The 21560-nt window shown below is 62.7% G+C and carries 20 protein-coding genes and 1 tRNA gene; 7 read left to right on the forward strand and 14 right to left on the reverse strand.

Going from position 1 to position 21560, the window contains the following annotated elements:
* Window positions 1–7: 7 nt before the first annotated feature.
* From AC5Y4D_RS09570 to AC5Y4D_RS09580, 3 genes are all read right to left on the reverse strand, one after another.
* Entirely contained in the window at window positions 8–1354 is a 1347-nt protein-coding gene (locus AC5Y4D_RS09570; RefSeq protein ID WP_020821580.1) for a hypothetical protein, read from the reverse strand.
* Window positions 1351–1773 carry a hypothetical protein gene (locus AC5Y4D_RS09575; protein ID WP_008263947.1) on the reverse strand — a complete coding sequence of 141 codons (423 nt, stop codon included), beginning with the start codon at window positions 1771–1773 and terminating at the stop codon, window positions 1351–1353. The genes AC5Y4D_RS09570 and AC5Y4D_RS09575 overlap by 4 nt, the downstream gene beginning before the upstream one ends.
* Window positions 1774–1872: 99 nt before the next feature.
* A complete protein-coding gene (locus AC5Y4D_RS09580; protein WP_020821582.1) occupies window positions 1873–2667 on the reverse strand; it encodes a GntR family transcriptional regulator in 795 nt (264 codons plus the stop codon).
* Between the two features lie 79 nt (window positions 2668–2746).
* On the opposite strand from AC5Y4D_RS09580, the gene AC5Y4D_RS09585 reads away from it, so the two are divergent.
* Window positions 2747–3178: an NUDIX hydrolase gene (locus tag AC5Y4D_RS09585; protein WP_008263949.1), complete on the forward strand. Its 432-nt coding sequence runs from the start codon at window positions 2747–2749 to the stop codon at window positions 3176–3178.
* Between the two features lie 7 nt (window positions 3179–3185).
* On the opposite strand, the gene AC5Y4D_RS09590 is transcribed toward AC5Y4D_RS09585, so the two are convergent.
* Entirely contained in the window at window positions 3186–4754 is a 1569-nt protein-coding gene (locus tag AC5Y4D_RS09590) for a hypothetical protein (RefSeq protein WP_224097130.1), read from the reverse strand.
* 264 nt (window positions 4755–5018) lie between these two features.
* Between AC5Y4D_RS09590 and AC5Y4D_RS09595 the strand changes: the two genes are divergently transcribed.
* The gene (locus AC5Y4D_RS09595; RefSeq protein ID WP_500037113.1) at window positions 5019–5465 is read left to right on the forward strand and encodes a DUF6188 family protein; all 447 of its coding nucleotides are present in this window, start codon (window positions 5019–5021) and stop codon (window positions 5463–5465) included.
* A 28-nt stretch (window positions 5466–5493) separates the two neighbouring features.
* On the opposite strand, the gene AC5Y4D_RS09600 is transcribed toward AC5Y4D_RS09595, so the two are convergent.
* Window positions 5494–6390: an alpha/beta fold hydrolase gene (locus AC5Y4D_RS09600; RefSeq protein WP_014710939.1), complete on the reverse strand. Its 897-nt coding sequence runs from the start codon at window positions 6388–6390 to the stop codon at window positions 5494–5496.
* On the reverse strand, window positions 6387–9473 hold the full coding sequence (locus AC5Y4D_RS09605) for an MMPL/RND family transporter (RefSeq protein ID WP_024636820.1): 3087 nt from the start codon (window positions 9471–9473) through the stop codon (window positions 6387–6389). The genes AC5Y4D_RS09600 and AC5Y4D_RS09605 overlap by 4 nt, the downstream gene beginning before the upstream one ends.
* Before the next feature lie 796 nt (window positions 9474–10269).
* Here AC5Y4D_RS09605 and AC5Y4D_RS09610 point away from each other — a divergent pair.
* On the forward strand, window positions 10270–10905 hold the full coding sequence (locus AC5Y4D_RS09610; protein WP_014710941.1) for a TetR/AcrR family transcriptional regulator: 636 nt from the start codon (window positions 10270–10272) through the stop codon (window positions 10903–10905).
* Between the two features lie 58 nt (window positions 10906–10963).
* On the opposite strand, the gene AC5Y4D_RS09615 is transcribed toward AC5Y4D_RS09610, so the two are convergent.
* Window positions 10964–12157, reverse strand: coding sequence for a cytochrome P450 (locus tag AC5Y4D_RS09615; RefSeq protein WP_014710942.1), 1194 nt, complete (start codon window positions 12155–12157; stop codon window positions 10964–10966).
* 83 nt (window positions 12158–12240) lie between these two features.
* On the opposite strand from AC5Y4D_RS09615, the gene AC5Y4D_RS09620 reads away from it, so the two are divergent.
* On the forward strand, window positions 12241–12822 hold the full coding sequence (locus tag AC5Y4D_RS09620) for a TetR/AcrR family transcriptional regulator (protein ID WP_014710943.1): 582 nt from the start codon (window positions 12241–12243) through the stop codon (window positions 12820–12822).
* A 57-nt stretch (window positions 12823–12879) separates the two neighbouring features.
* Here the strand turns inward: AC5Y4D_RS09620 and AC5Y4D_RS09625 are convergent, their stop codons facing one another.
* Window positions 12880–13191, reverse strand: a complete 312-nt coding sequence (locus tag AC5Y4D_RS09625; RefSeq protein WP_131806047.1) for a hypothetical protein — start codon at window positions 13189–13191, stop codon at window positions 12880–12882.
* Between the two features lie 59 nt (window positions 13192–13250).
* Complete coding sequence (locus AC5Y4D_RS09630; RefSeq protein WP_224097131.1) at window positions 13251–14624, reverse strand: rolling circle replication-associated protein; 1374 nt, start codon at window positions 14622–14624, stop codon at window positions 13251–13253.
* 302 nt (window positions 14625–14926) lie between these two features.
* On the opposite strand from AC5Y4D_RS09630, the gene AC5Y4D_RS09635 reads away from it, so the two are divergent.
* Window positions 14927–14991: transfer RNA gene (locus tag AC5Y4D_RS09635), tRNA-Leu, on the forward strand.
* A gap of 51 nt (window positions 14992–15042) precedes the next feature.
* Here the strand turns inward: AC5Y4D_RS09635 and AC5Y4D_RS09640 are convergent.
* The 3 genes from AC5Y4D_RS09640 to AC5Y4D_RS09650 all read right to left on the reverse strand — a co-directional run bounded on the left by AC5Y4D_RS09640 (window position 15043) and on the right by AC5Y4D_RS09650 (window position 18572).
* Entirely contained in the window at window positions 15043–15441 is a 399-nt protein-coding gene (locus AC5Y4D_RS09640; protein WP_500037031.1) for a hypothetical protein, read from the reverse strand.
* A gap of 69 nt (window positions 15442–15510) precedes the next feature.
* Window positions 15511–17040 carry a MutS-related protein gene (locus AC5Y4D_RS09645; protein ID WP_500037032.1) on the reverse strand — a complete coding sequence of 510 codons (1530 nt, stop codon included), beginning with the start codon at window positions 17038–17040 and terminating at the stop codon, window positions 15511–15513.
* A complete protein-coding gene (locus AC5Y4D_RS09650) occupies window positions 17037–18572 on the reverse strand; it encodes a MutS-related protein (protein WP_500037033.1) in 1536 nt (511 codons plus the stop codon). Before AC5Y4D_RS09650 ends, AC5Y4D_RS09645 begins: the two co-directional genes overlap by 4 nt.
* 491 nt (window positions 18573–19063) lie before the next feature.
* On the opposite strand from AC5Y4D_RS09650, the gene AC5Y4D_RS09655 reads away from it, so the two are divergent.
* Complete coding sequence (locus tag AC5Y4D_RS09655) at window positions 19064–19348, forward strand: GlsB/YeaQ/YmgE family stress response membrane protein (protein WP_499943492.1); 285 nt, start codon at window positions 19064–19066, stop codon at window positions 19346–19348.
* Between the two features lie 126 nt (window positions 19349–19474).
* Here the strand turns inward: AC5Y4D_RS09655 and AC5Y4D_RS09660 are convergent, their stop codons facing one another.
* Window positions 19475–20125, reverse strand: coding sequence for a biliverdin-producing heme oxygenase (locus AC5Y4D_RS09660; protein WP_499943491.1), 651 nt, complete (start codon window positions 20123–20125; stop codon window positions 19475–19477).
* A 108-nt stretch (window positions 20126–20233) separates the two neighbouring features.
* Window positions 20234–20800 carry a TetR/AcrR family transcriptional regulator gene (locus AC5Y4D_RS09665; RefSeq protein WP_499943490.1) on the reverse strand — a complete coding sequence of 189 codons (567 nt, stop codon included), beginning with the start codon at window positions 20798–20800 and terminating at the stop codon, window positions 20234–20236.
* Between the two features lie 93 nt (window positions 20801–20893).
* Here AC5Y4D_RS09665 and AC5Y4D_RS09670 point away from each other — a divergent pair, with 93 nt between their 5' ends.
* Window positions 20894–21538, forward strand: a complete 645-nt coding sequence (locus AC5Y4D_RS09670; protein ID WP_499943489.1) for a sensor domain-containing protein — start codon at window positions 20894–20896, stop codon at window positions 21536–21538.
* The last annotated feature ends 22 nt before the right edge of the window (window positions 21539–21560 follow it).

Below are 21560 nucleotides of genomic sequence, written 5' to 3' on the forward strand. Positions count from 1 at the left end.
GATGTCCTCAGTTCTCTGCTGAACCAGCGCGACTTGAGCTTGTAGGCCCGTATTCTTGTGCGACAGAACGGATTAGCGAATCGGGCCAGAAGTCGGCGCGTACTCGCATCGTTGACCCGTCTTCGGCGATGACGTATCCGGTACCAGGCTCATTTGGGTTGATCCGATGCGCGGGGGCGGCGTCGGCGAGGCCGTCACCCAAGACCATGGCGACTTCGTCGCGTGAGCGCAGCCGCAGTGCGACGGTTTGGGTGAACAACCCGCGCATGGGCAGAATCTCCTTGCGAGGGTCCTGCATGAATGCGGCGACCACGATGCCTACAGCCCTACCCTTTGTCAGGATGCGTGAGAGTGAGCCCGCAACTTGCTTCCTCAGTGCCGCGTCCGTCATGTATGCGGTCAAGCCCGCGAATTCATCGATGAGCAGCACGACGAGCGGTTCGGCGGTGCTCGGTGTGTGCGAACGCGCTCGGCCGGCCATCCTGCGACCGCGGCTGTCTAGTAGCTCCTCCAAGTTGGTCAGCAGTCTCGCGGCGTTGGCCTCGGTCGTCGCAATGCCGCTGAATAGTGCAGACCCGACTGACACTTCGATCCCGTACTTGAGATCCACGGCGAACAGCCGCACGGTTCCCGCCTTGATGGCTGGGCCTAATCCGCCTGCAATGCCCCAAAAAACGGAGCCCTTGCCCGCACCCGAGCACCCAACAGTGAGGGTGTGCAGGCCGGCGACGCGCAGAGTCCATGCCGACCCATTCTCACGCCGGCCGACCTCGACGCCCGTCGGCTCGACGCTGGTTGGGAATGCAGCGGTCTCTGCCTCTGAAAGGCATTGTTTCATAACGAATTCCACGCGAACCGTGCCGGGGCCGATCAGTGTCGAGCGGGCGGAATGCGCCCCGACAGCGTCACGAATTGCGGGGACCGCGTTTTCGAGGTCGTCCACCGTCTGGCCGGTCCGTGTTCGGACTGTCATCCGTAGGCAGTCGCCGAACATGCTCACCCCGAGAAGGCGAGGATGAGTCCAAACTGTCCTCGTCCTGCTCTTGCCCTGTGCGTCCGTGCGTGTGACGTGCTCGGGAGTCGACAACCCGCAGGCCTTGGCAACCCGTGGCCAGGAGATCGATGCCCAGATCAGCCATCGGGCCCGACATGCTGGTGTTGCAACATAACGCCCAAATGTGGCGGGGGAACGCACTCTCCAAACGACGAGCGAAACGGCGACCACGCCGATCACCGCAATGAGCCACATGGCGCCGACCGCCAGCAGGTGCGTGAGGTCAAAGAAGTCGATGCCGGCGTCGGGATCTGGAATCGAATACGGATCGCTAGGTACTACGGGGTCGTACGGACTCATGCTGACACCCGGTCTCCCGCTGAGGACCCCGCCTTGCCGGTGTCCGCAGTCATACCCGAGGCCCGAAACGACCACGCGATGCGGCCGGATTCGCTCGAACGGTCTACGTACGGCAATATGTATAGTTCCTCGAAAATCACTGGTGTGAAGGGCATTCCGGCAGTGTTCGGTGGGCACACAGGCTGCTTGGGCGTTGCGAACTTGACGGTGAGAGTGCGCGCTCGCTTACTAGCTGTCGGGTCGCCGTCGAGGACTTCGACCTGCCACAACGGAGCGCCTGATTCTCGATCAGTCGCCTGGACCTTGTTGTCCTTCGTCGACCGCTCGTAATCGATCACCGCCGTCACGTCGGACACCACAAACGCTTTGCGTGGGAAAACCTGCTGGTGTGACACCTTGAGCCATTTCGGCACAGACATTTGTCGACCTTTCATGAGAACTGCTCTAGACAAGTTGAGGTTACATAGTCGTCTAGAGGAGTGCAACGGTCGACGCCCAGTTGATCGAAGACTTTGGGCTCAGCGGGCCGGGAACTCGTATTCGAGCAGGTAGGCGGAAGCAACTTTCACCGTGTCGCAGACCTCAACCGCCACGTCATTCGCGTCATATGCGGTTCGCAGCACTGTCAATACGGGAACGCCTGGTTCGAGTTCCAGTTGCCGCCGTTCTTCGGGAGTGGGCATTCGGGCTGCGACCTCCTCGGTGAAGTGACCGAGTACGTGGCCATTCTCTTCCAGTCGGGCGTAGATGCCCCCGGGCCCAGTGTCCACCTGCTCGATCCTCGTGCCTTCGGCGAAAGCAGCCGGGATGAAGGAGACCGCCGTTTCAACCGGTCGGCCATTCGCCAGGTAGCGGCGCGATCGCACGACGATGTCATCGTCCGGTGATAATCGAAGTCGTTCCGCTACAAACGAATTCGGCTTCTCGCGGCTCACCGCAATATTGTCGACTTGCGGCGAGTAACCCGATTTCTCGGCCTCGACGGTAAACGCCGCCTTGCCTGCCGCGCGATGCTGTCGCGCGAATCGATCCGACGCGAGCCGGCGGATGGGGGGCGTCGGGCGAATAAACACCCCGCGGCCATGCTGCGAGACGACCAGTCCCTCGGAACGAAGCTCCTGCACAGCTTGTCTTACCGTCATGCGTGCCACACCGAAATGCTCGATAAGTTCCGTCTCAGACGGCAGTCGTTCCCCGGGAGCTAGCCGGTTGGAACGGATCGCTTCTCGCAACATGCCCGCGATCTGCCGATATGGCGGCTTGTCATCGGCTCTGTCGATTTGTCCAAGTTGCAGCACCCGCTGGCCTTCCATCACATGTCTAGACGACTAGTCTAGGAAGCCAGTCAACCCGTGTCTCTTCTGCCGGCATCGAACAAGGAGGACCCCAGAAATGGCAACCTCGCCTAAGCACTCGGTCAGTGTCGCCGGCATCGTAGTGCGTGACGATGATCGCGTTCTCGTGATCAGGCGGGACGACAACGGCCACTGGGAAGCCCCTGGTGGTGTACTCGAACTAGGCGAATCTTTTGAGGACGGTGTTCGGCGCGAAGTCCTTGAGGAAACCGGATTGACGGTGAAGGTAGAACGTCTCACCGGCGTTTACAAGAACCTGACCCATGGGATTGTCGCTCTGGTCTACCGCTGCCATCCGGCCGATGGGGACACTCACCCCACTGCGGAAGCCCGCGAGGTTCGTTGGATGACAAGGGAGGAAGTTCAGTCAGCGATGAATCCTGCATTCGCGGTGCGTGTACTGGACGCGTTCGACGAAGAAACTCATTCGCGGGTCCATGACGGCGTCAACCTCGTGTCGGGCTGCTAGGGGTCCACTACACGCTGTCCGGATGTAATCCGAACAGTGCTTGATAGAACACTGCTCGCTTTGGGGGCGCTGGCTCGACCTCGCCCGGACGAGCCTGCACGCATCCCAGGAACGCACTAGACGACGGCGCATTCGCCGGTTTGTTCCGGACGATAAGTTTCGTGAACGCTTCGATGTACTCGAGCGCCGCTCGGATGAGGGTGAAACCGGTTGTCGCAAGGTCGGCCACCATTGACGAACCGGTAAAGGGCGAAACAGGTTCGGTCTGCCACACTCCCAGCGCGTCGTAGTGGTGCTGAGTCATCTCATTGTCGGCACCGAGGGCTAACTCGGGAATCACACTGAGATTCAGCGCCACGTTCATCGTGTTGCCGTAGCTGCGGCCAGGGTGGGTGTCGACGGCAAGAACGCCATCGTGGATGTGATTCCTCAACTGCTTGCAGAGCCACGCATACACCCGCAGGCGCGTCACGTCACCCAAAAGTGACTGGTCGTACTGCGTTCGCACTTCCTTGTCGATGAAGGTCCGCGAGTCGAGTGATCCCCGAGCCTTTTTCCGATCAACTGACGGGTCGACCATCGCTTGGTAAGCACGCCCGAAAATATCGAAAACTGCTGCAAGATAGAGTAATTCACGGTCAAAAGCTTCAGCGGTAGCCTCGGCAACATCTTCGTTCCGCTTCCCGTCCAGCGGGTTCGACAGCGCGGCCAGCAGATCGTCGAACGCGCGCGCTGCACGTCTCAGGCGGATGCGAACCGACGTGAATGCCTCTGCGGCCTCAGGTCCACCTTTAGCGGCAGCCGCAAACATTGAAGCGGCATCGAAGTATGGCAATCCGCTGACCGTGCCCCAGTCGTAAAGATTGACGATGGTCGCAGTCGACTCCGTCGTCTCCCAGCTTCCGCCACCCACCAACATGCCGCGCTCGACCGTCACAACCGGATTGCTAGTCACCCGCAAGTAGTGACCGATGAGTGGTACAGCCGCGTCGGGTGTCACGCTGACGACCACATCGTTGTCGGCGACATCTGTTCGTCCCGCAGTGGGGGCGGTGGTGACGATGGCATCGATGCCAACAGCCCCGGCGGCGGCAGCATAGGCAGCTGCACGATGTCGCTGATCGAGCGTCAACGGGGGGAGGCCGTCCGGCGCATCGTGCTCATCGAGCTGCTGGTACGCGGCGAAGAACCGAGCCTTGGACCAGGCACGGTAGCTCTCGCCACGAGCGGTGCTGACGGAGAACTCGGCCGCGTCGCAGAACTTGCCTGCGTCAGCTACGTTCGTGAAATTGACGGTGTGGCAAGGCGGTTCATCGAGCAACTCGGTCCACCCGCTCGGAGCTTCCGTTGCCGCCGGGATCAATAGGTGCACCTCGATCTCGTCGCGCGTCAGGAACCCGGTGATGTAGCCCTCCTCCGGCGGCTCCGCGATGGTCCCGACATCAATGCCCAGCCGCACCGGGCGCGTTGCCGGCCTCAATGGGTACAGAGGCTCCAACTTCGAGTCTCTCGTCGGCGGCCGAACGTAGCGCATGAAGCGCCAGTTGGGCCGGCCGGATGGGATGGTGATCGCCATATTGGGATGGTCGCACTTGGGGATGACAACTCAGATCGGTCCGTAGTGTTCGCATTCCGACGACTGCATGCATACGGCAGGTCAACCGACCGCAGCCACACCAGAGCCGCACGGCAGGGGAGGCGCGCGAGCGCATTGATCGAGGTTTGCAGCGCATTCTTGATGCATGGAACGCCCGCGATAGCGCATAGGAATACTAATAGTATCGTTGCGCTACTATCGGTAGCATAGATGGGACTCACCGACGCGTCGAAGGGGGCGGTTATGCACACGCAATGGATTGAGCAATGCACCGTTCAGCGAGTCTCGCTGCACGAAGGGCTCATACTCGACCTCGACGGTTACAACGAATTGGTGATTTCCCGACCGCTGCGACTGACCCTCCCGCCGGCAGGAGTCTGGCCGTCGGATGAAGTGTTGATCGACCCCATCAACCTTTCGCCCGAGGAGCGGCCACTGTTGGACCTTGCCGGAGCGATCTGCACGCGCGCCTGGTGCGACGACGACGGGGCCTTACATCTCTGTTTCTCCCCCGGCCACCGCATCGACGTCGACCCGGATGTAGCGGCGACCTCGTGGGAACTCTATGGCAAGTGTCACGGATACGTGGCGTGTCTGCCGCGAGGTCGCGTCCGAGCGATTCGGCACGACCTTCCTGTCGACGAGAATGACTCAGACGCAACACAACCCAAAGCCATGGCACATCAGTAGCCCGGGTGGCTGAAGACTCGCTGGATGCTTATGTCAGGGTCCTCATGGCGCGGTCGAGGAAGTCGGTAACCGCGGCGGTGAACGCGTCGTTGTTGTCGCCGGCAACCATGTGACCGGTGCCGGTGACGTCCGTCGTTTCGGCGTGCCTGACGAGCTGGCGGAATTCGCTGACGGTTTCCTGGGAGACTACGTCTGAAAGTGCCCCGCGTACCAACAGCGTTGGGGCCGTGATTCGACGTGCTCCTTCGGCGAGGAATCCGCTGATGGCGTCGAACTCCTCGCTGCCCGTCATGAGATTGCCTTGGAGGACATCGAAGTTGGAGCTGATGAAGGCCGGGTCCCAGCGCCAGATCCATCGGCCATCGCTACGTTGGCGCAGAACCTTGTGCAGGCCGTCGAGATTTTCGGGTCGCGCGCGGCGTGGGTTGTATTCGGCGATGACATCGGCGGCATCATTGAGCGTGCCGAATCCGTCGGGGTGTCCGGCCATGAATGACAGGATGCGACGGGCCCCATGAAATTCCATTCGCGGGGTGATGTCGACCAGGACAACGGCTGCCCAGAGGTCGGGTGGGGCCAGCAGATGGGTAGCGAGGATGATCAGCCCACCCAGCGACGCGCCGACGACGGCGGGGGGACTGTCGGCGCTGACGTGTCCTCGTACCGAGATCAGATCGGACACAAACCGTTCGATGTCATATTGTCCGCTCGGGTCCCAGTCGCTGTCGCCGTGACCTCGTGTGTCGTAGGCGACGACGGTGTAGCCGTGGGAATAGAGTCGACGGGCGGTGGTGGCCCACGCGTGACGGTTCTGGCCGCCGCCATGGAGCAGCAACACGACGGGGTGAGTCGCGGCGTGCCGGTAGCAATCGGCCACGAGAGTGATCCCGTCGCTGGTGCGGATGCGCTCTCGGCCAATTGTCATGTGGTCCGGTGTGGTCGGCCGTTGTGAGTCGAGGATTTCCGTTGCGGCCACCAGCTGGCCTCGCGCAGGAGCGTAGCGATCGCGGGCACCGTGAGGGTGCGAACGACGAAGGTGTCGAGTAGTAGGCCGCAGCCGACGATGAATCCGACTTGGATCATGATTCCGACAGAGCCGACCATCAGGCCGAACATACTCGCGGCGAAGATGAGCCCGGCTGAGGTGATGACTGAACCGGTGTTTGCGACCGTGCGTAGCACGCCGACGCGAATGTTGTGAGCGGATTCTTCGCGTAACCGCGAGATCAGCAGCATGTTGTAGTCGGCGCCGACGGCGACCAGGATGATGAACGCCACAAGCGGTACGGGCCAGGCGATTTCCTTACCCAGGCCGTATTGGAAGACGAGCGTCCCAATGCCCAGTGCCGCGCCATAGTTGAGTACGACCGTACCGAGGAGGTAGAGCGGGGCCAGCAAGGCACGCAGGAGAAGGACAAGGATCACTCCGACGATGACGAGCGTGGCGATCGCCAGCAGATGAAAGTCGGCCGACAGCAGGCGCTGAATATCGGAGTTGACGGCGGGGAAACCGGCCATCGATATCGTGGCGTTGGCCAGGGAGGTGTTCGGGCGTGCGGCCCCGGCAACTTCGGTGATTTTCTGAGCGAGATCCATCGCTTGGCTGCTGTAGGGGTTGTAGCTCGATTCGATCGCGAAGCGGGCGGTCTTGCCATCGGCCGACATAAAATGTTTTGCCACATCGGCGAACTGGCGATTCTCGAAGGTGTTGGCGGGCAGGTAAAAGCCGCTGGCGTTGTCCGAACCGGCGCTGGACCGCGCGGAATTTTGTAATTGGGTGGCGACCTGACTCATGCCGGACAACATTTCGATGTTGCTGTCGGCAAGGGTGTGCACGCCGGTGGCCAGGGCTTGTGCACCCGACGCGAGCTGGCTGATGCCGTTTTGGAGGCGGCGGATATTGCCGGCCATGTCGGCGGGATCGCCGAGTGCTCCGAAAGCCTTGTTCAGCGAGGTGACCGTGCTCTGCAGATCTGCTACGGTGCCCGCCGCATTGTCGCTGCCCGGCTGGTACATGTCGCCCAGGTTGGCGAGCTGGCTGAAAAAGCCGCCATCGCGCAAGGTCACCAGAATCTGCACCTGATCGCGGATCTGGGCACACTCGGGTGTGGTGGCACACCACGGGGAGGTGTTGAGCGCACCAACCAGCGGATCGATCGTGGCGATCGCGTTTTGGGCTTGTTGAGCTTCTTGACGCAGTCCCGGCCCGGTTCGGATCGCTTGATCGATGGTTGGTGTGGTAGCCGAAAGTTGCTGCAGCAGAGGGCGAAAGTGTTGAAATTGCGATCCGCTGGACTGGGCTTGGGTAAGGACCGCGGTCAGCGGTGTCAATGCCGTGCGCAGGGTGGTGTCAAGTTGCGCCAGGCCGCCGGCGAGTTGGTCGGCGCCACTGGTGAGTTTGGCCAGGTCGTCCTTATGGGCGTCTCCCTTGGCGACCGCGCCGGCCATCTTGTTGCCGATCTGGCCGTTTTGCCACGAGAGCTGTGCCTGATCGAGGCGTGCACCGGTGGGCCGAGTGACACCGGAAACCTTGGTGACGCCCGGCAATTGCGACACTCGAGACGCCATTTCATCTAGGTCGGCTAGGCCTTTACTGGTGCGCATATCTGTGGGTGATTCGACGACCATGAACTGTGTGATGACGATATCTTTGCGGAAATGCCTATCCAGCAAGCGATAGCCCTCATTGCTGGTGGTCGTCGCCGGCTGTCCTTGCCGATCGTCGTAGCTGATGTGCATAGTCAGCGCGACAGCCGCGAGGCCTAATACAAGTGCCAGGCTGGCGGCCAGCAGTGGGGCGGGTCGGCGGACCACGGCCACGGCGATCCAGTTCCAGTATCGGCGCGTGCGGTCAGCTTTGGGTTCGCCAATGCCATGTTTCGCGGCAAGCGCCAATACCGGAGGAAACAACGTTACTGTAGCTGCGACTCCGACAAAGACAGCGATCGCGCACGCCGGGCCTAATGCGCTAAATACGCTCAGCTTCGCAAAGACCAAGGATAGAAACGCAAACGCCACAGTCGCGGCGGAAGCCATGATCACCCGCCCGATGGTGGCGGTTGCGTTAATCACAGCCAGGTCAGCCGAAATCATCTGGCGGCGCTGCTCGTGATACCGGCTGATCAGAAACACGGAATAATCGGTGCCGGCACCCAACAAGATGGCAGTCATGAACGCAATCGTGAATTGCGACACCGGCATTCCTGATTCGCCCAGCGCCGAGAGCACCCCGCGCCCGACCGCCAGGCTCACACCGATCACGAGCAATGGCAGCAACGCGGTAACTAGTGACCGATAGATGACCAGCAAAATCACCGCGATCAGACCGGCTGTCACGATGGAGATGCCAATCAAATCCTGCTCAGCCGAATCGATTAGATCGCTGAATGTCGCGGGAGGTCCGGTTACACGAACGATCGTGGACGTACCGCTAAACGACTCGGCGACAATAGCGCGCACCGCCCGAACGGATTCCGCCGCTCTAGGATCGCCGAGCGTGCCAGCTACCCCGACCGGCACATACCACGCCTTGCCATCCTGGCTCATCGCCTGACCCGCAGTAACGGGGTCGGCTAACAGATCCTGAACCAGTCGCACGTGCTGGGAGTCGGCACGCAACCGCGAAACCATCGTTTTGTAGCGCTGACGCACCGGCGCAGTCAGGCCCGTCGGGTCCTCGAATGCAACAAAGACGGTGGTCTTGGACCCCTGCTCGCCGAATGCCGTGCCCATCCGGTCAACCGTCTGCAGCGATGGAGCATCAGGGGGGACCAGATTCACCGACTGCTGTTTCACAACGGTTTCCAGCTGGGGGAACAGCATCGCCAGGACGCCGGCGGTCACCACCCACGCCCCGATGACCAGCACCTTATGTCGGATGCTGAACCCCGCCAGGCGAGCTAGTCGATCACTGTATGCGCCCTCGCCCGCCGCGACCTTGCGAAGTTGCTCCCGAACTGGGCGACTCAGCGTCGCCACCCCCGAGGAAACCCACCCGTTGTCCGCCATCCCCCACCTCCGTTATCCCAAAAGAAACTAACGGTGTCGGAACAGTACCGCTAGTACCCTTTCGCTTCGTCGCCGAAACCGCGACAGGCGTGCACCCGTCGACCGCTACCGCACTACTCACCTGGATTGGCCCGAGAGCACCCCGCAGGCGACGGACCAGCATTTCGCGCCTGGCGCGACGTGCCCCTCGGCGCGCAGGTTGATTGACCGTGACGACGCACCGTCGCCGAAATTCTGAAAGGTTCATGAACGCCGCAGACGAAAAGCCAGCCGGGAAGTTAGCCTGGTGGGATCGTCGTGCACGTGGTTGTACATTTCCCGGTTCATCAAATTGTCGTCCAGGTATGAGCAGTAGCGAGGCGGGTAATGCCGAGGACGAACGCGGTCTTGGTCCGGCGGCGTTCGGTGGATGTCACTGGTAATGGTGCGGCCGCTGAGCCTGAAACCGCGAGCCGCACTCATCCACACTTGGGTCCTGGTTAGCGCAAGCAGCGCATTCATCGCAGAACGCCATCCTCGGCGTGTGCGAGTCCCTGCCGCACAAGTTGGGAGGGTTCGTGGGATGGCCTCATGAACCGACATGCCAGCCGTGCATTGGTGGCCTTTTGGACCACGGGTTGTTCGAGCCGTTGCCTGATCACGAATCCCCCTACTACGCACAAACCCCTACGAATAACTGTACTATTGGTAGCGCTATGCTACCAACAGTAGCGTTAGTTGGGTAGTGGCTGGATCAATCGCCAATGCAGATGCGATTCGGTGCGGGCCAGGTATGCGTAGGGTTTACGGTGACCATATGGAGCGCGACGGTTTTGACATGCCGGTCGACGACGATGTCGATCCGCGCCTGGTGCGCTCCCGGACCCGGCTATTAGATGCAGCCACCAAACTCCTCAGCGCCGGCGGGATTGAAGCCGTCACCATAGACGCGGTCACCAAGGCCTCTAAAGTTGCGCGCACGACCCTCTATCGCCACTTCAGCAGCTCCACTCAACTACTGGCCGCCACATTTGAACGGCTGCTGCCGCAGGTTCACCTTCCGCCGGCGACGGGATCGTTGCGCGACCAACTCATCGAACTGTTGAGCCGACAGGCCACGCTGTTCCAGGAGGCGCCGCTGCACGTCACCACACTGGCTTGGGTCGCGCTTGGCCCAACATCAAACAGCACTCAGGAGACCTACGATCGGCACGCGCTGCGGACCCGGATCATCGAGCAGTATCGCCAGCCGTTCGATCTACTTTTGCAAAGCCCCGAAGCCTGCGCCGACCTCGATGAATTCGACCCCGAGCTGATCCTGTGCCAACTCGTGGGGCCGGTCGCCTTCGCGCGCCTCACCGGGCTGCGTGCCATCGATCGTCAAGACTGTGAGCGCATCGTCGATGACTTCCTCGCCGCGCACCGCCGCAAGGTCGACGAGCCCGCATCGTAGTGATCCCGCTCCGCGGGAATGGCGCCGCCCCAGCCGCTCTGCCTGACGCGCAGTTCGGCTAATTTGCCGACCACGAGATAGGCAAAGACATATAGCCCCGGATGAGGCCCGACCGCAGGCGCTGCGCGTTCTCTAGGTCGACTTCCCAGTTGGGCACTCGGGCCAGCAGGGCGCGCAACGCTATCCGGGCCTCCATCCGCGCTAATGACGCACCGAGACAGAAGTGGATACCTCGGCCGAACGCCACTTGATGTTCGGGTTTGCGCCCGATATCGAACACGTCGGGATCAGCAAACACTCGTTCGTCACGGTTAGCCGAGCCGAACAACAGCAGCACTGAATCACCGACGGACATCGTGACGCCATGCAGCGTGACGTCGCGGGTCAGAGTTCGTGAAAGTCCTTGCACCGGTGAGTCATACCGGAGGAGCTCCTCAACTGCGGGACCAAGCAAGTTGTCATCGGCGACTAGTCGTCGGCGAATGTCGGGATCGCTCGCAAGCACTACTGCGGCGTTGCTGAGCAGGTTCGAGGTGGTCTCATGGCCTGCGATGAGCAGCAACAGGCAAAAGCCAAGGAGGTCCTCGTCAGTAAGACGCTTTCCGTCGATCTCGGCGGACACCAAGGCCGACATCAAGTCGCCGCGCGGTTCGCGTCGACGCTCGGCGAGGAAGTCGGTGAAGTAGGCATAGACGGCCGCAGCCGCGGCCAGCCCCTCGCCCATCTCACCGCGCGCCGGATTGGACTGGACCATCGTGGTTGACCACTGCCGAAACTGTGCGCGGTCCTCGCGAGGAATGCCGAGCAAATCAGCGATCACCATGGCCGGCAGGACGGCGGCAAAGTCGGCGGCAAAGTCAACCGACCCTGCGCCCCGGTCAAGGCAATCTGATAAATCCTCCGCCAGGTCCTCAATCCCACTACTTAACGCCGCGATGCGCCGCGGGGTGAACGCCTTGCTTACCAACGCGCGCAGCTGATCGTGTCGCGGGGGATCCATCAAAATCATCATGGGCAAGAACGATGCGTGGAAATCTGAGCCCGGTGGAGTTGGAAATATGCCGTCCACGGATGAGTAGGTGTGATGGTCAAGCAGCGCGCTGACGACATCTTCGTGGCGACTGAAAACCCACGTGTTGGAATCGGCTGCGCGATACAGCGGGGCTTTGTCGCGCAGCTGCCGGTAGATGGGGTAGAGATCGTCCTGAATCGTCGCATCGAACGGGTCGTAGCGAAGTTGCACCGTCGTCATCTGAGCTCCTACCGCTGTGAATCTAATTATACGGCTGTCTAATCCAGTAGTTTAGACTGTAAGTCCAACCGAGAGGAGCGTCAATGCGCGAGGTTCCGCGAAAAATTGCCGACCGCCTGCCGCCGGCGGCGGCACTTTTCGCAGACCGCGGGCTCAACGACACCAAGATCGAAGACGTCGCCGCCACCACCGGCATCGCCAAGGCCACCCTTTACTACTACTTCGCCGGCAAAGAGGAAATACTCGCCTTCCTCCTCGAAGACGTCCTACAGCAAGTCGCGCACGAGGTCGCCGCAGTCGTGGAGGCAGAAGGCTCCGCCGCTCAGCGCCTGCACGCAGTCATCAGTGCCCAGCTGCGCGTGATGGCACAGAGACCCGCCGTCTGCCGCGCTCTCATCGGGGAACTGGGCCGCGCCGCCCGCATGCCCGTCATCGCCGACATGATCAGCGCCGCATACTTCGCACCCGTCGAGACGTTACTTCGCGCTGGCGCCGGCGACGGCTCACTCGTGACCCTCGACAACCCAGCAGTTGCCGCGATCGCGCTATTCGGTGCCGTCACGACCAGCGCACTGACCTACCTAGTGCTTGACGATGCGCTCGACGAAGATCGAATTGCCAGAACAATTCACGACCTCGTTTTTGTCGGTTTACGACCGCGCTAGCCGTCCCCCGCACCGCGTGGACGGTAGTGCGCAGCTGAGCATGGCCCGCGACTCGGACTATCCGGAGCATCCAGGCGACGCGGGGTCGTCGGAGTGAGCTACAGACAGCGCGTGACGCAGCGGATGAAGTACGGCTGGCCCACCCGTATGCACCGCCAGCCGCAGCTGCTCAATGACTGTGTGCACCTGACGTCGCTCTTCAGTGTCGGAAAGTCCGAATTCATAAAGCTCCCAACGATATTTATGATCCTCCAGCCGCAGGAGTAGCTCGTTGATCACGTTGTCCAGGTCCATCTGCTCAGCGGCCAATTCCTGATGATTCCTCGGCCGCTCACCATCCGGCAGGCGCGGCGACAGTTCGATGGTCACGTGCTAAGCGTATGTAGCCGGTTGCTGCAATGCGACGGTCAGAGGTGAATTGCGTTAGATCACTTACGGCCCGCGAGTTGTTCGTCGCGCACCGCCTTCGCCCGATCCGCCGATAACGCTGCCGCGAGCTGGGATGCGAACGCTGGTCCGTCGTTCACAAGGGCGTAGCCACCCGCGAAGCCGCCTTGGCGGCAGAGAAGTCGCCTCCGACAGACGTTGCGGTGGCGTACTTTGCCAGTCTTGGAGTTTGTTCGTTGAACTGCGACGCGGGTCATTCGCGGAACGAGTGCGGTGGGGAAGCAGTGGGTGCAATCGCTATGAATGGCCTGTGAGCGAGACCACCGACGGATGATCCTTCGGGCCGTCAGGTATGCGTCCTGGGCGATCTCAACGACTGCGGTTGCTCGTTCCAACCCGTGGACCCCCCAAAAGCGACCCGGTCCGCGGCCCGGCCGCCGCCAGGCCTCCGGAACGATGTGCTGGTATTCCTTGTCGCCCAATCTATTCGGTGATGAGTGCTTCGTGAAGTAGATCGCCAAGCGTTTGGGGTCGCAAGCACGCAATCCGTTGAGGCTGTCGATAGCCGTACCGGCGCGCAAGTGGCGTGTGCGTTGTTCAGGGTCGGGATGGGCGACGACTTCCGCCCATTCCTGCGACAACCATTCGCTGAACCTACGGCCTGATCGACCGACGGTATACGGGGGAGCCATCCATAGGTGAATGTGTGGTGCGCCGCGGCGTTGAAATTCCATCTTCCAGATGTAGCGCGCTGGTTCACCCCATTCGCGCTGAAATCGTTTGCGCCACAGCATCATATGTCGCTTTACGCTGGCTCCATCGGGTGCGACCGATTCCCAGTCGCCGGGGTAGGTCAGCGTGACCATCGCGGGTACCCGTCCGCTTTCCACCATCGGCGTGTAGTCCAGCTCGGCGAAGGTGCGGCACATCGCCGCACGCGACTTGCGGGACCATTCGGTGATCGCACGGCCCGACGGGTCAGGCACATCACGACCGGCCTTTATGCGGTCTACCTCGCCCGCTACGTCCTGCATGTGCTGGCCCACGGTCCGCTCAGATGCCTTCTCCGCGCGAACGGGATTGGTCCAGCCGAGACGGACGACGCCCGGGCCGATCGTGATCCGGAATCGCCCGCACTCAGGTTCGACATCCAGCCGGTCCCGTCCATGCGCCCATGGTTCGGCCGGTTCGAACAGCGCCGCTGCCGAGGCCACCATGTTGGGCCTCGGGAACCGCAGCCCCAAGGCATCCGAGGCCGACAGTTCCGCATCAACAATGCCGTCGACGGTGTCGCGGACACTTTTGGCGCATATAACAAGCCCGTTGGTCCCAGCCGGAACACGGTCTACGCCGCTCCCGCCGTCCGACCGACCGCTACCGCTCTCGCGCCCTGCGGCCTTGCCGGCCTCGGGCACTCGCGGTCTACCGGCGTCCGCCGCTCCGTCCGTGTTCCGGCTGGCCGTTCGGGTTGTGTCCGGCCGAAGGGTGAGTCGCTCCGCAATCGAGCTCGTTGAATGCGCGCTCGACCTCGTGATGCCGGGCATCGGGTACCTGCTCCCCGGGAGCCCCCAGCGCGCATCACTGAGTGACGGGCGATGAAGGGTCCCTTGTCGGGAGTGCTGTCACCGTGTCCGGTCTGTGTCCGATCGCCGGACGAGCAGCCTGCGTCAGACGCGCTCAGCGCGGCGTATTTGACGTATGGGAGTCATTAAACCGCAGGCCAGCGGCCGTTCCATCCACCTGAGAAGCGGAAGGTCGGCGGTTCGATCCCGCCCCTGGCCACCTCACCATCACGCCCACACCAAAAGGTTGTCCGGCGGGCGGATCAGCGAACTACCCGTGAGACGACGATCGGCCCGGGTCCTCGGCCTTCGACCGCGCTGCGCGGCTTTCCAGGCGGTTGTCCTCGGCGGCGTGCCAGTGTTCGTCGGCTTCATCCTGCAATGAGCGGGCATCGTCCCGTCCCTGCCAGACCGCCCGCTGCAGCGTGTTGGCGGCACGCTCGTGTGCACGCGCGGCGGCCTCATGTCCTTCAGCTGCGGCCCGGTGCGCGTCTTTGGCGCGTTCCATCGCGGCCGCCGCGTGCCGCCGGGCCCGGTCGACCGAATCCGGCGACGCCGGCTTTCCGGCAGCCAGGTCGAGGCGCCTCTGCTGAAGTTCCTCGATCCGCCTGCCGGCCCGTGCGGCACGCTCTTGGGGATTGGGCAGATCGCCACCGCTGCGGGCACTCATTCGGATCACCTCCGCGCCGGATCGATTGGTTCACGAGTATCCCAAGACCGCGGCAGGCAAAACGTGTCTTCAGTGCCCGCTGGTCGCGGCTTCTGGCGGCGGGAGGCCGAAGATCCGCCGAAAAGAATCCTCGCCGTAGCTGGTGGGTTCCGGCTTCCCCGGAGACAGCCGGAACGTCCGCACGCCATCCGGACGTCGCTCCGCGCGCAGGAACAGGTCGCCGGGATGGTGCCGCGCGAACAGACTGTGCGCGAGGTCGTAGAGGTGAGTCACGAAAAAGACCCGGACTCCGCTCTCGACCATCGCGCGCACAATGCCCCGCGCGATCTGCGAACCCTCGAGTTCGTTGGTCGAGGCAAAGGACTCGTTGCACAACAGCAATGACGCCGACCCGATGTGTTCGACCATCGCGCTCATCCGGGCAAGCTCTTCCTCCAGCTTCCCGCGCCGCAAGGTGGCATCTTCTTCCCGCTTGAAGTGGGTGAAGACGCCGTCGCGAACGTCAGCGCTGAATTCGTCTGCGGCGACGAACATCCCCGCTTGCATCATCAGCTGCGCGACGCCCACGCTGCGCAGGAATGTCGACTTGCCGCCTTCGTTGGCGCCGGTGATGACGATCAGTGTCTTGCCGTCGGCGTCCACGTCGTTCCCGGTGACGGTCTTGGTGGTTGCGAGGCAAAGCGCGACGTCGCGCAGGCCGCGACTGTGAAACGTCGCCGTCCCGTTCGGCGTCGGCACCGGAAAGCACATCGGCACTTGGCGTTTGGCGAGGACGTCGTGCAGGTTCAGGCATCCGAGGTAGAACGCCGCCTCCATGCGCAGCCGCCCGAAGAAGACCTGGAAATGCTCGGCCGCCTGGGTGACCGCACTGGCGACGTCGTCGACTGCCTGACCCGCGAGTTTGTCCAGAGCCTGCTCCCCGGCCATGTCGTCCTTGTCGACGACGAATCCGTAGCCCTCGCCGGGCGCGCCGAACGGCTTGCCCCACCGGTTGCGCCGGGGCGGTTGATGAAGCACGTGCCGGTCGCCCCTGTTGCCGAGTCCGAGCTGGGCGCTGAGCAGGACACCACGCGGCAGATTGAGCTCGCTGAGATACTCCGCGACCCCGACCAGATAGTCGTCGGACAGCTGCTCGGCGAACATCCCGAACAACTGCCGGAAGCCGGTGGACTGGAACCGTCCGGCCGATCGGTCCGACACGTTGCGCAGTTGCCGCAGGGTGGTCATGAGGAGTTCCAGGATCCGGACGGAACGGCGCAGGATCAATGCCGAATTCCCGGAGGTCAGACCCCCGAGGAACACCTTGTGCCGCAATTGGATCCCGTCGACCTCGGACGCGATGTCATACATTTGTTGCACCACAGCGCGATTGGCAAGGACGTCGGCCAACACCCGTTGGCGGTAGACGATCACCTCCGGCTCGGTCACCGACAGCGGAACCACTTTCTGCGCGGTCTCGAGTAGATAAGGATCGCCGCCGGACATTGCATCGTAGAGCCGGCCGAGTTCCAGGTCTTCTTCGGCGAGGACGCTCAGCCGCCACGGCAACCGAGGCTTCAGATCGAGATCCGAATCGGGATGCAACAGGCGGACTTTCACCGGCCGATCCGTTGCCGCAGCACCTCGTGGGTGAGCCCGTACTTGTTCGCCAGCGCGGCCGCATACGCCAAGCCGTCCGCGGGTCGCCGGGTGAACCTGAAGGTCCGTTGGGTTGGATCGTGCGGCGCCACTTCCCCGACCATGCTGACGCACGCGGGATCCAGACTGGCCAATTCGTCGAGGAAGCTGACATAGACCGCAGTGCAACCAATTTCGATGATCCTGTTGACCACTCTGGTTGCGATGAGGAGGGCGTCGCGCAGGGCGGTCGACGAGAAACTCTCGTTCAAGATGATGAGACTGCTGGCGCTGGCCCGGGACAGGATGTCATGGATCCGAACGAGTTCGTCCTCGAGCTTGCCATGCAGGGTCGAGAGGTGCTCCTGGCGTTCGAAGTGGGTGTAGATCGTGTCGGGCAGTGTCAACCTGGCGCGTGCGGCCGGAACGGGACAACCCAGCGAGGCCAGATAGACACATTGCCCGATGGTTCGGGCGAACGTGGTCTTGCCGCCTTGATTCGGACCGGTGATCACCAGGATCCGTTCCGCTCCCTCCAGGTGAAAATCATTTCCCACCAGGATCTGTGGCGGTTTGTCGGACTTGATCGCCAGCGCGAGGTCGACGGCGCCCTCGGCCGACAAGTTCCCGGGTTCGGCGGTGACGTCGGGGTAACTGAAGACCAGTCCCGCGGCGGTGAGTCGCCGGACAAACGTCAGATAGTATGAATAGAAACGGATTTCGTGGTCGAACCGGATGATCGTCGGTTCGGTGAAGTGCTCGTTGCGGCGACAGAATGCGTCGAGCTGGGCGAAGGCGTTCGGGTAGAGCTTTGCCACGCACACCAGGATCTGTCGTTCGACATGGTTCATGTCGGCTGTGTCCTGTTGCGGAACGTGGTAATCGGTGGTCTCCTCGGCGGTGAAGCGTTCGAACACCGCGACGGCCCCTACGGTGTAATCGGTTTGGGCCGAGTACTTCTCGACATGCACCCGCCGGTCCTGAATGTGCACGGTGTATCGGACGTCGTGCAGGCTCGCCCGGGCGGCCTCGCTGTCTCCTACCAACGTGCGGAACGCCGGGCTGTCGACATATCCGGTGAGGTAGCGCACGAAGTCGCGCAGTCCGCACGACGACGGGCCGGCCCGGACAAGTTGTTGTTGCAGCAATAGCACAGCGTCGCAATAGGTTTGGACGGCAGACAGAAGCCAGCCTTGCCGCTGCAGCGGGTGACGAAGCTCTTTGGCTTGTTGATCGCGGTCGCGCATGGTTTGCATACCGGCGACGAAAGTCGAGATCGGTTGGCGGATCTCGTCTCGCTCGAGATCCCGGAATACCTGATGGCGGTGCTCGACGGCAGCCAGATCGTGCAGCGGGAGACGGAAGAAGCGGTCGACGCCTTCGCCGGCATCTCCGGCCGCGGTCACCGTGTTGATGATCTCGTCGAGGTGCAGATCGGAGAGGCAATCGGGTGCCGCTTCCGCTCCGTTCGACGCGGCCTCCGCCGGGTACAGGATGCTGGCATAGCGAGCCATCGGTCGCTCACCTGCCTCTGTCATGGACCCGCCGACCCAGAACCAGCCGTCGCATCAATTCGGCCGAGCATCGATCTGTTGATGAGGCAACCGTAGCGCGGCGACCCCCGACTAGCTTGCTACCGGCCCAACCAGATTCGAGTCGCCGGCAGCCGTCCACCCCTGTGCGCGAGACATCGTCGACATCATCGATGACGCCCCGAAAACGCGATCCCCGGAGAACACTTCTCCCGGGCAGCAGAAGGCGCACAGAGCGGGTTTCAACGTCGGATAACCGCACGCGGGGCAGACGGGGGTGATCATGCGCTGACTCCTGATAAACGTATGTTGAACGATTCGCGATTACCCCGCGTGCCGGCATTCAAACCCTTCTGGCGCAACGCTTGCCGCGAAGGCAATTGGGTGCACATCTGTGTTATAAGCCGTCGACTTCGGGAACCCGCAGTCCAGGAGGTGCTCGTCGGGAGCGCCGTTCAAGCACAGGAGTCGAAATGATCGGAACGATTGTCATGGCCCTCATCGTCGGTGCCATCATTGGTTTCGTGGCGCGTATGGTCATGCCGGGCAGGCAGAATGTCGGTCTGCTGATGACGGTTCTGCTGGGTGCTGCGGGCGGGTTGCTCGGTTCGGCCGTGGCCGGCCACTTCGGCTACGCCAACGCCAACGGCGGGATCGCCTGGATCCCGTTCTTCATCGGCGTCGGGTTGGCGGTCGTGTTCATCGCCGTCTACGAGGCGATGACGGGCCGCCGTACCCGGACCCGGCTGTTCCGCTAGTCCGGCGCAGGGCTGAAAAGCCCACTGCCGCAAAGGTTATGCGGCAGCGAAGAGGCGGATAACGAGCGTAACGCTGCGGCGAAAAGTTGAGGGGTAAGTTTCGCCGCAGCGTTACGCTCGCATCCTTCAGCGCCGATAGGCCGGCAGATTGGTCGCCAATTCGTTGAACAGGGACTGGTTGAGATTGAAGGCGACCTTCACCTCGTCTACCGCGCGACCGATCTGCCCGGCGTCGAGGCCGAGTCCGTCCAGGCGGGCGCGATAGGCGTCCTTGTACGGCTTAGCCCGCACCGGGAACTCGTAGAACGACAATCCGGCGCCGTCCAAACCGAAGGTCCGGTCCAGGATCTTGCCGATCGCCTGCCCGCCGGACAGGTCGCCGAGGTAGCGGGTGTAGTGATGGGCCACCAGCGCACCGCCCCAGGAGGCGTTCGCCAGCCGGTCGCGGTAAGCGCGGGCGGCGGGCGAGTCGACGGCGGGGACGGCGCCCGGTGACCAGTACTCCAAGTCGGCGTCGATCGCGGCGAGGCGCTCGAGCGCCGGGTCGTAGACGGCGGCAACCAGCGGGTCATCGCGGCGGGACCGGACGGCTTCTTCCAACGCTTCGTAGATCATGCGCAACCGCAGCAGGTAGTCGGCGTAGCCCTGCCGATTGACGCGGCCGGAGAGCAGTTCGGAGACGTACGGCGAATGCTCGGCGGCTTCGTGCTCGGCTATCGACCCTTCCTTCATCGCCACGGAAAAGGGGCGGACGGCCTCGGCGGTGCTCACTGTCACTGTTCGGCTCCCGATGATCTGCTACTGCTCAAAGCGTCTGACAGAATGTCAAAACGATCCTGACAATCTGTCAGGAAACATAGCACAGGGCCGATCCGATGTCCTGCGTCAGGGGTTGGCACCCAGCGCCCGCAGGACGAAGCGCTCGATCGCGGCCGTCGGCAACTCGCGGGGGGCCAGGCAGGCGTGCAGCAACGACATCGTGGCGGCCTCGTCTTCGATCACGAATTGGCCGGTGGCTACGCCGTCGGTCAGGATCTCGCGCAACACATCCTCGATCGCCACCACGTGGTCGCGGATGGCGCGCATGGTGTCGTGCGACAGCGCACCGTAGAGCTGCGAGCCGAGACCCATGTGGAATTGCTCGCCGGCGCCCAACTGATGGCGGATGTAGATCCTCAGTCGCTCGACCGGGTCGTCGAGGTCGGCCAACTCTCCGCGCAGCCCATCGATGTAGCGACTCGTCTCGTGCGAGGCGAAAGCGACGACCACCGCTTCCTTGTCCGCGAAGTGGTGATAGATCGCCGTACGGCCGATGTCGGCGGCCGCGGCGAGCTTGGCCATCGTGATCGCGTCGAAGCTCTGTTCGGCCATCAGGGTGGCGAACGCCTCGAAGACTCGTCGTTGGACCTGTTCGCGGTGCTCCTCCACCGACGAGGCGCTGATCTTGGGCACATGCGACTCTAACTCCGGCGCGCGCCGCGCCGGCCGACACCGGCCGGACGCGCCCGTAGGATGTGGGCCGGAGCCTCGACGCGAAGGGTTGATTTGCCCAGGACACCAGTTGCCCGCGGCGGTTTGTCGCTGTTTGTCGGCTGCCTGGTTGCTGCGGTCACGGCATGCTCGCAGCAGAACCCTTCCGCCCAGCCGACGGTCGCGGTATCGCGTGCCGACTCGCTGATCGTCAGCATCGAAGACGTCCGCCGCATCGCCAACTACGAAGAACTCACCGCGCATTCACACGCGGACTTGCGCCAACCGCCACCCAGCGACCTCAGCGCTCCGGGACCCTGCCGGGCCGCGGGGATCAGTGACGTCACATTCGGCAGCGGCTGGTCGGAGTTCCGAAGCGCCGGCTACCACGGGATCACCGACGACCTCAAGCCCGGCGGGCCCGCCATGATCCAAACGGTCAGCCAGGCCGTCGCGATCTATCCGGACCCCGGCATGGCGCGTGGGGTTCTGCACCAGCTGGAGATGTCGCTGCAGGCCTGTGCGGATTTACACGATCCGCACTACCAGTTCACTCTCGACCACCCGGATTCCGCCACCGTGCGGATCAACGCCAACGCGTGGAGCCACGTTTATCGCGAAAAGTCCTCAGTGCTGATGTCCGTCGGGGTGCTGGGGCTCGAGCCCGCCGAACAGATCGCCCGGGCCATCCTGCAGATAGCTACCGATCGCGTCGGTTGACCAATCCGGGCACCGGTGACGA

It is taken from the genome of Mycobacterium sp. NGS67, from assembly GCF_059812185.1.

Bases quoted from the DNA above. Each gene is read 5' to 3' on its own strand.
- AC5Y4D_RS09600 (WP_014710939.1), bottom strand. From the start codon at position 6,390: ATGACAATTGGCCGAGAGCGCATCCGCACCAGCGACGGGATCACTCTC.
- AC5Y4D_RS09595 (WP_500037113.1), top strand. From the start codon at position 5,019: ATGCACACGCAATGGATTGAGCAATGCACCGTTCAGCGAGTCTCGCTG.
- AC5Y4D_RS09620 (WP_014710943.1), top strand. From the start codon at position 12,241: ATGCGCGAGGTTCCGCGAAAAATTGCCGACCGCCTGCCGCCGGCGGCG.
- AC5Y4D_RS09575 (WP_008263947.1), bottom strand. From the start codon at position 1,773: ATGTCTGTGCCGAAATGGCTCAAGGTGTCACACCAGCAGGTTTTCCCA.
- AC5Y4D_RS09570 (WP_020821580.1), bottom strand. From the start codon at position 1,354: ATGAGTCCGTACGACCCCGTAGTACCTAGCGATCCGTATTCGATTCCA.
- AC5Y4D_RS09615 (WP_014710942.1), bottom strand. From the start codon at position 12,157: ATGACGACGGTGCAACTTCGCTACGACCCGTTCGATGCGACGATTCAG.
- AC5Y4D_RS09640 (WP_500037031.1), bottom strand. From the start codon at position 15,441: ATGAGTGCCCGCAGCGGTGGCGATCTGCCCAATCCCCAAGAGCGTGCC.
- AC5Y4D_RS09655 (WP_499943492.1), top strand. From the start codon at position 19,064: ATGATCGGAACGATTGTCATGGCCCTCATCGTCGGTGCCATCATTGGT.
- AC5Y4D_RS09585 (WP_008263949.1), top strand. From the start codon at position 2,747: ATGGCAACCTCGCCTAAGCACTCGGTCAGTGTCGCCGGCATCGTAGTG.
- AC5Y4D_RS09650 (WP_500037033.1), bottom strand. From the start codon at position 18,572: ATGGCTCGCTATGCCAGCATCCTGTACCCGGCGGAGGCCGCGTCGAAC.
- AC5Y4D_RS09605 (WP_024636820.1), bottom strand. From the start codon at position 9,473: ATGGCGGACAACGGGTGGGTTTCCTCGGGGGTGGCGACGCTGAGTCGC.
- AC5Y4D_RS09580 (WP_020821582.1), bottom strand. From the start codon at position 2,667: ATGGAAGGCCAGCGGGTGCTGCAACTTGGACAAATCGACAGAGCCGAT.
- AC5Y4D_RS09590 (WP_224097130.1), bottom strand. From the start codon at position 4,754: ATGGCGATCACCATCCCATCCGGCCGGCCCAACTGGCGCTTCATGCGC.
- AC5Y4D_RS09610 (WP_014710941.1), top strand. From the start codon at position 10,270: ATGGAGCGCGACGGTTTTGACATGCCGGTCGACGACGATGTCGATCCG.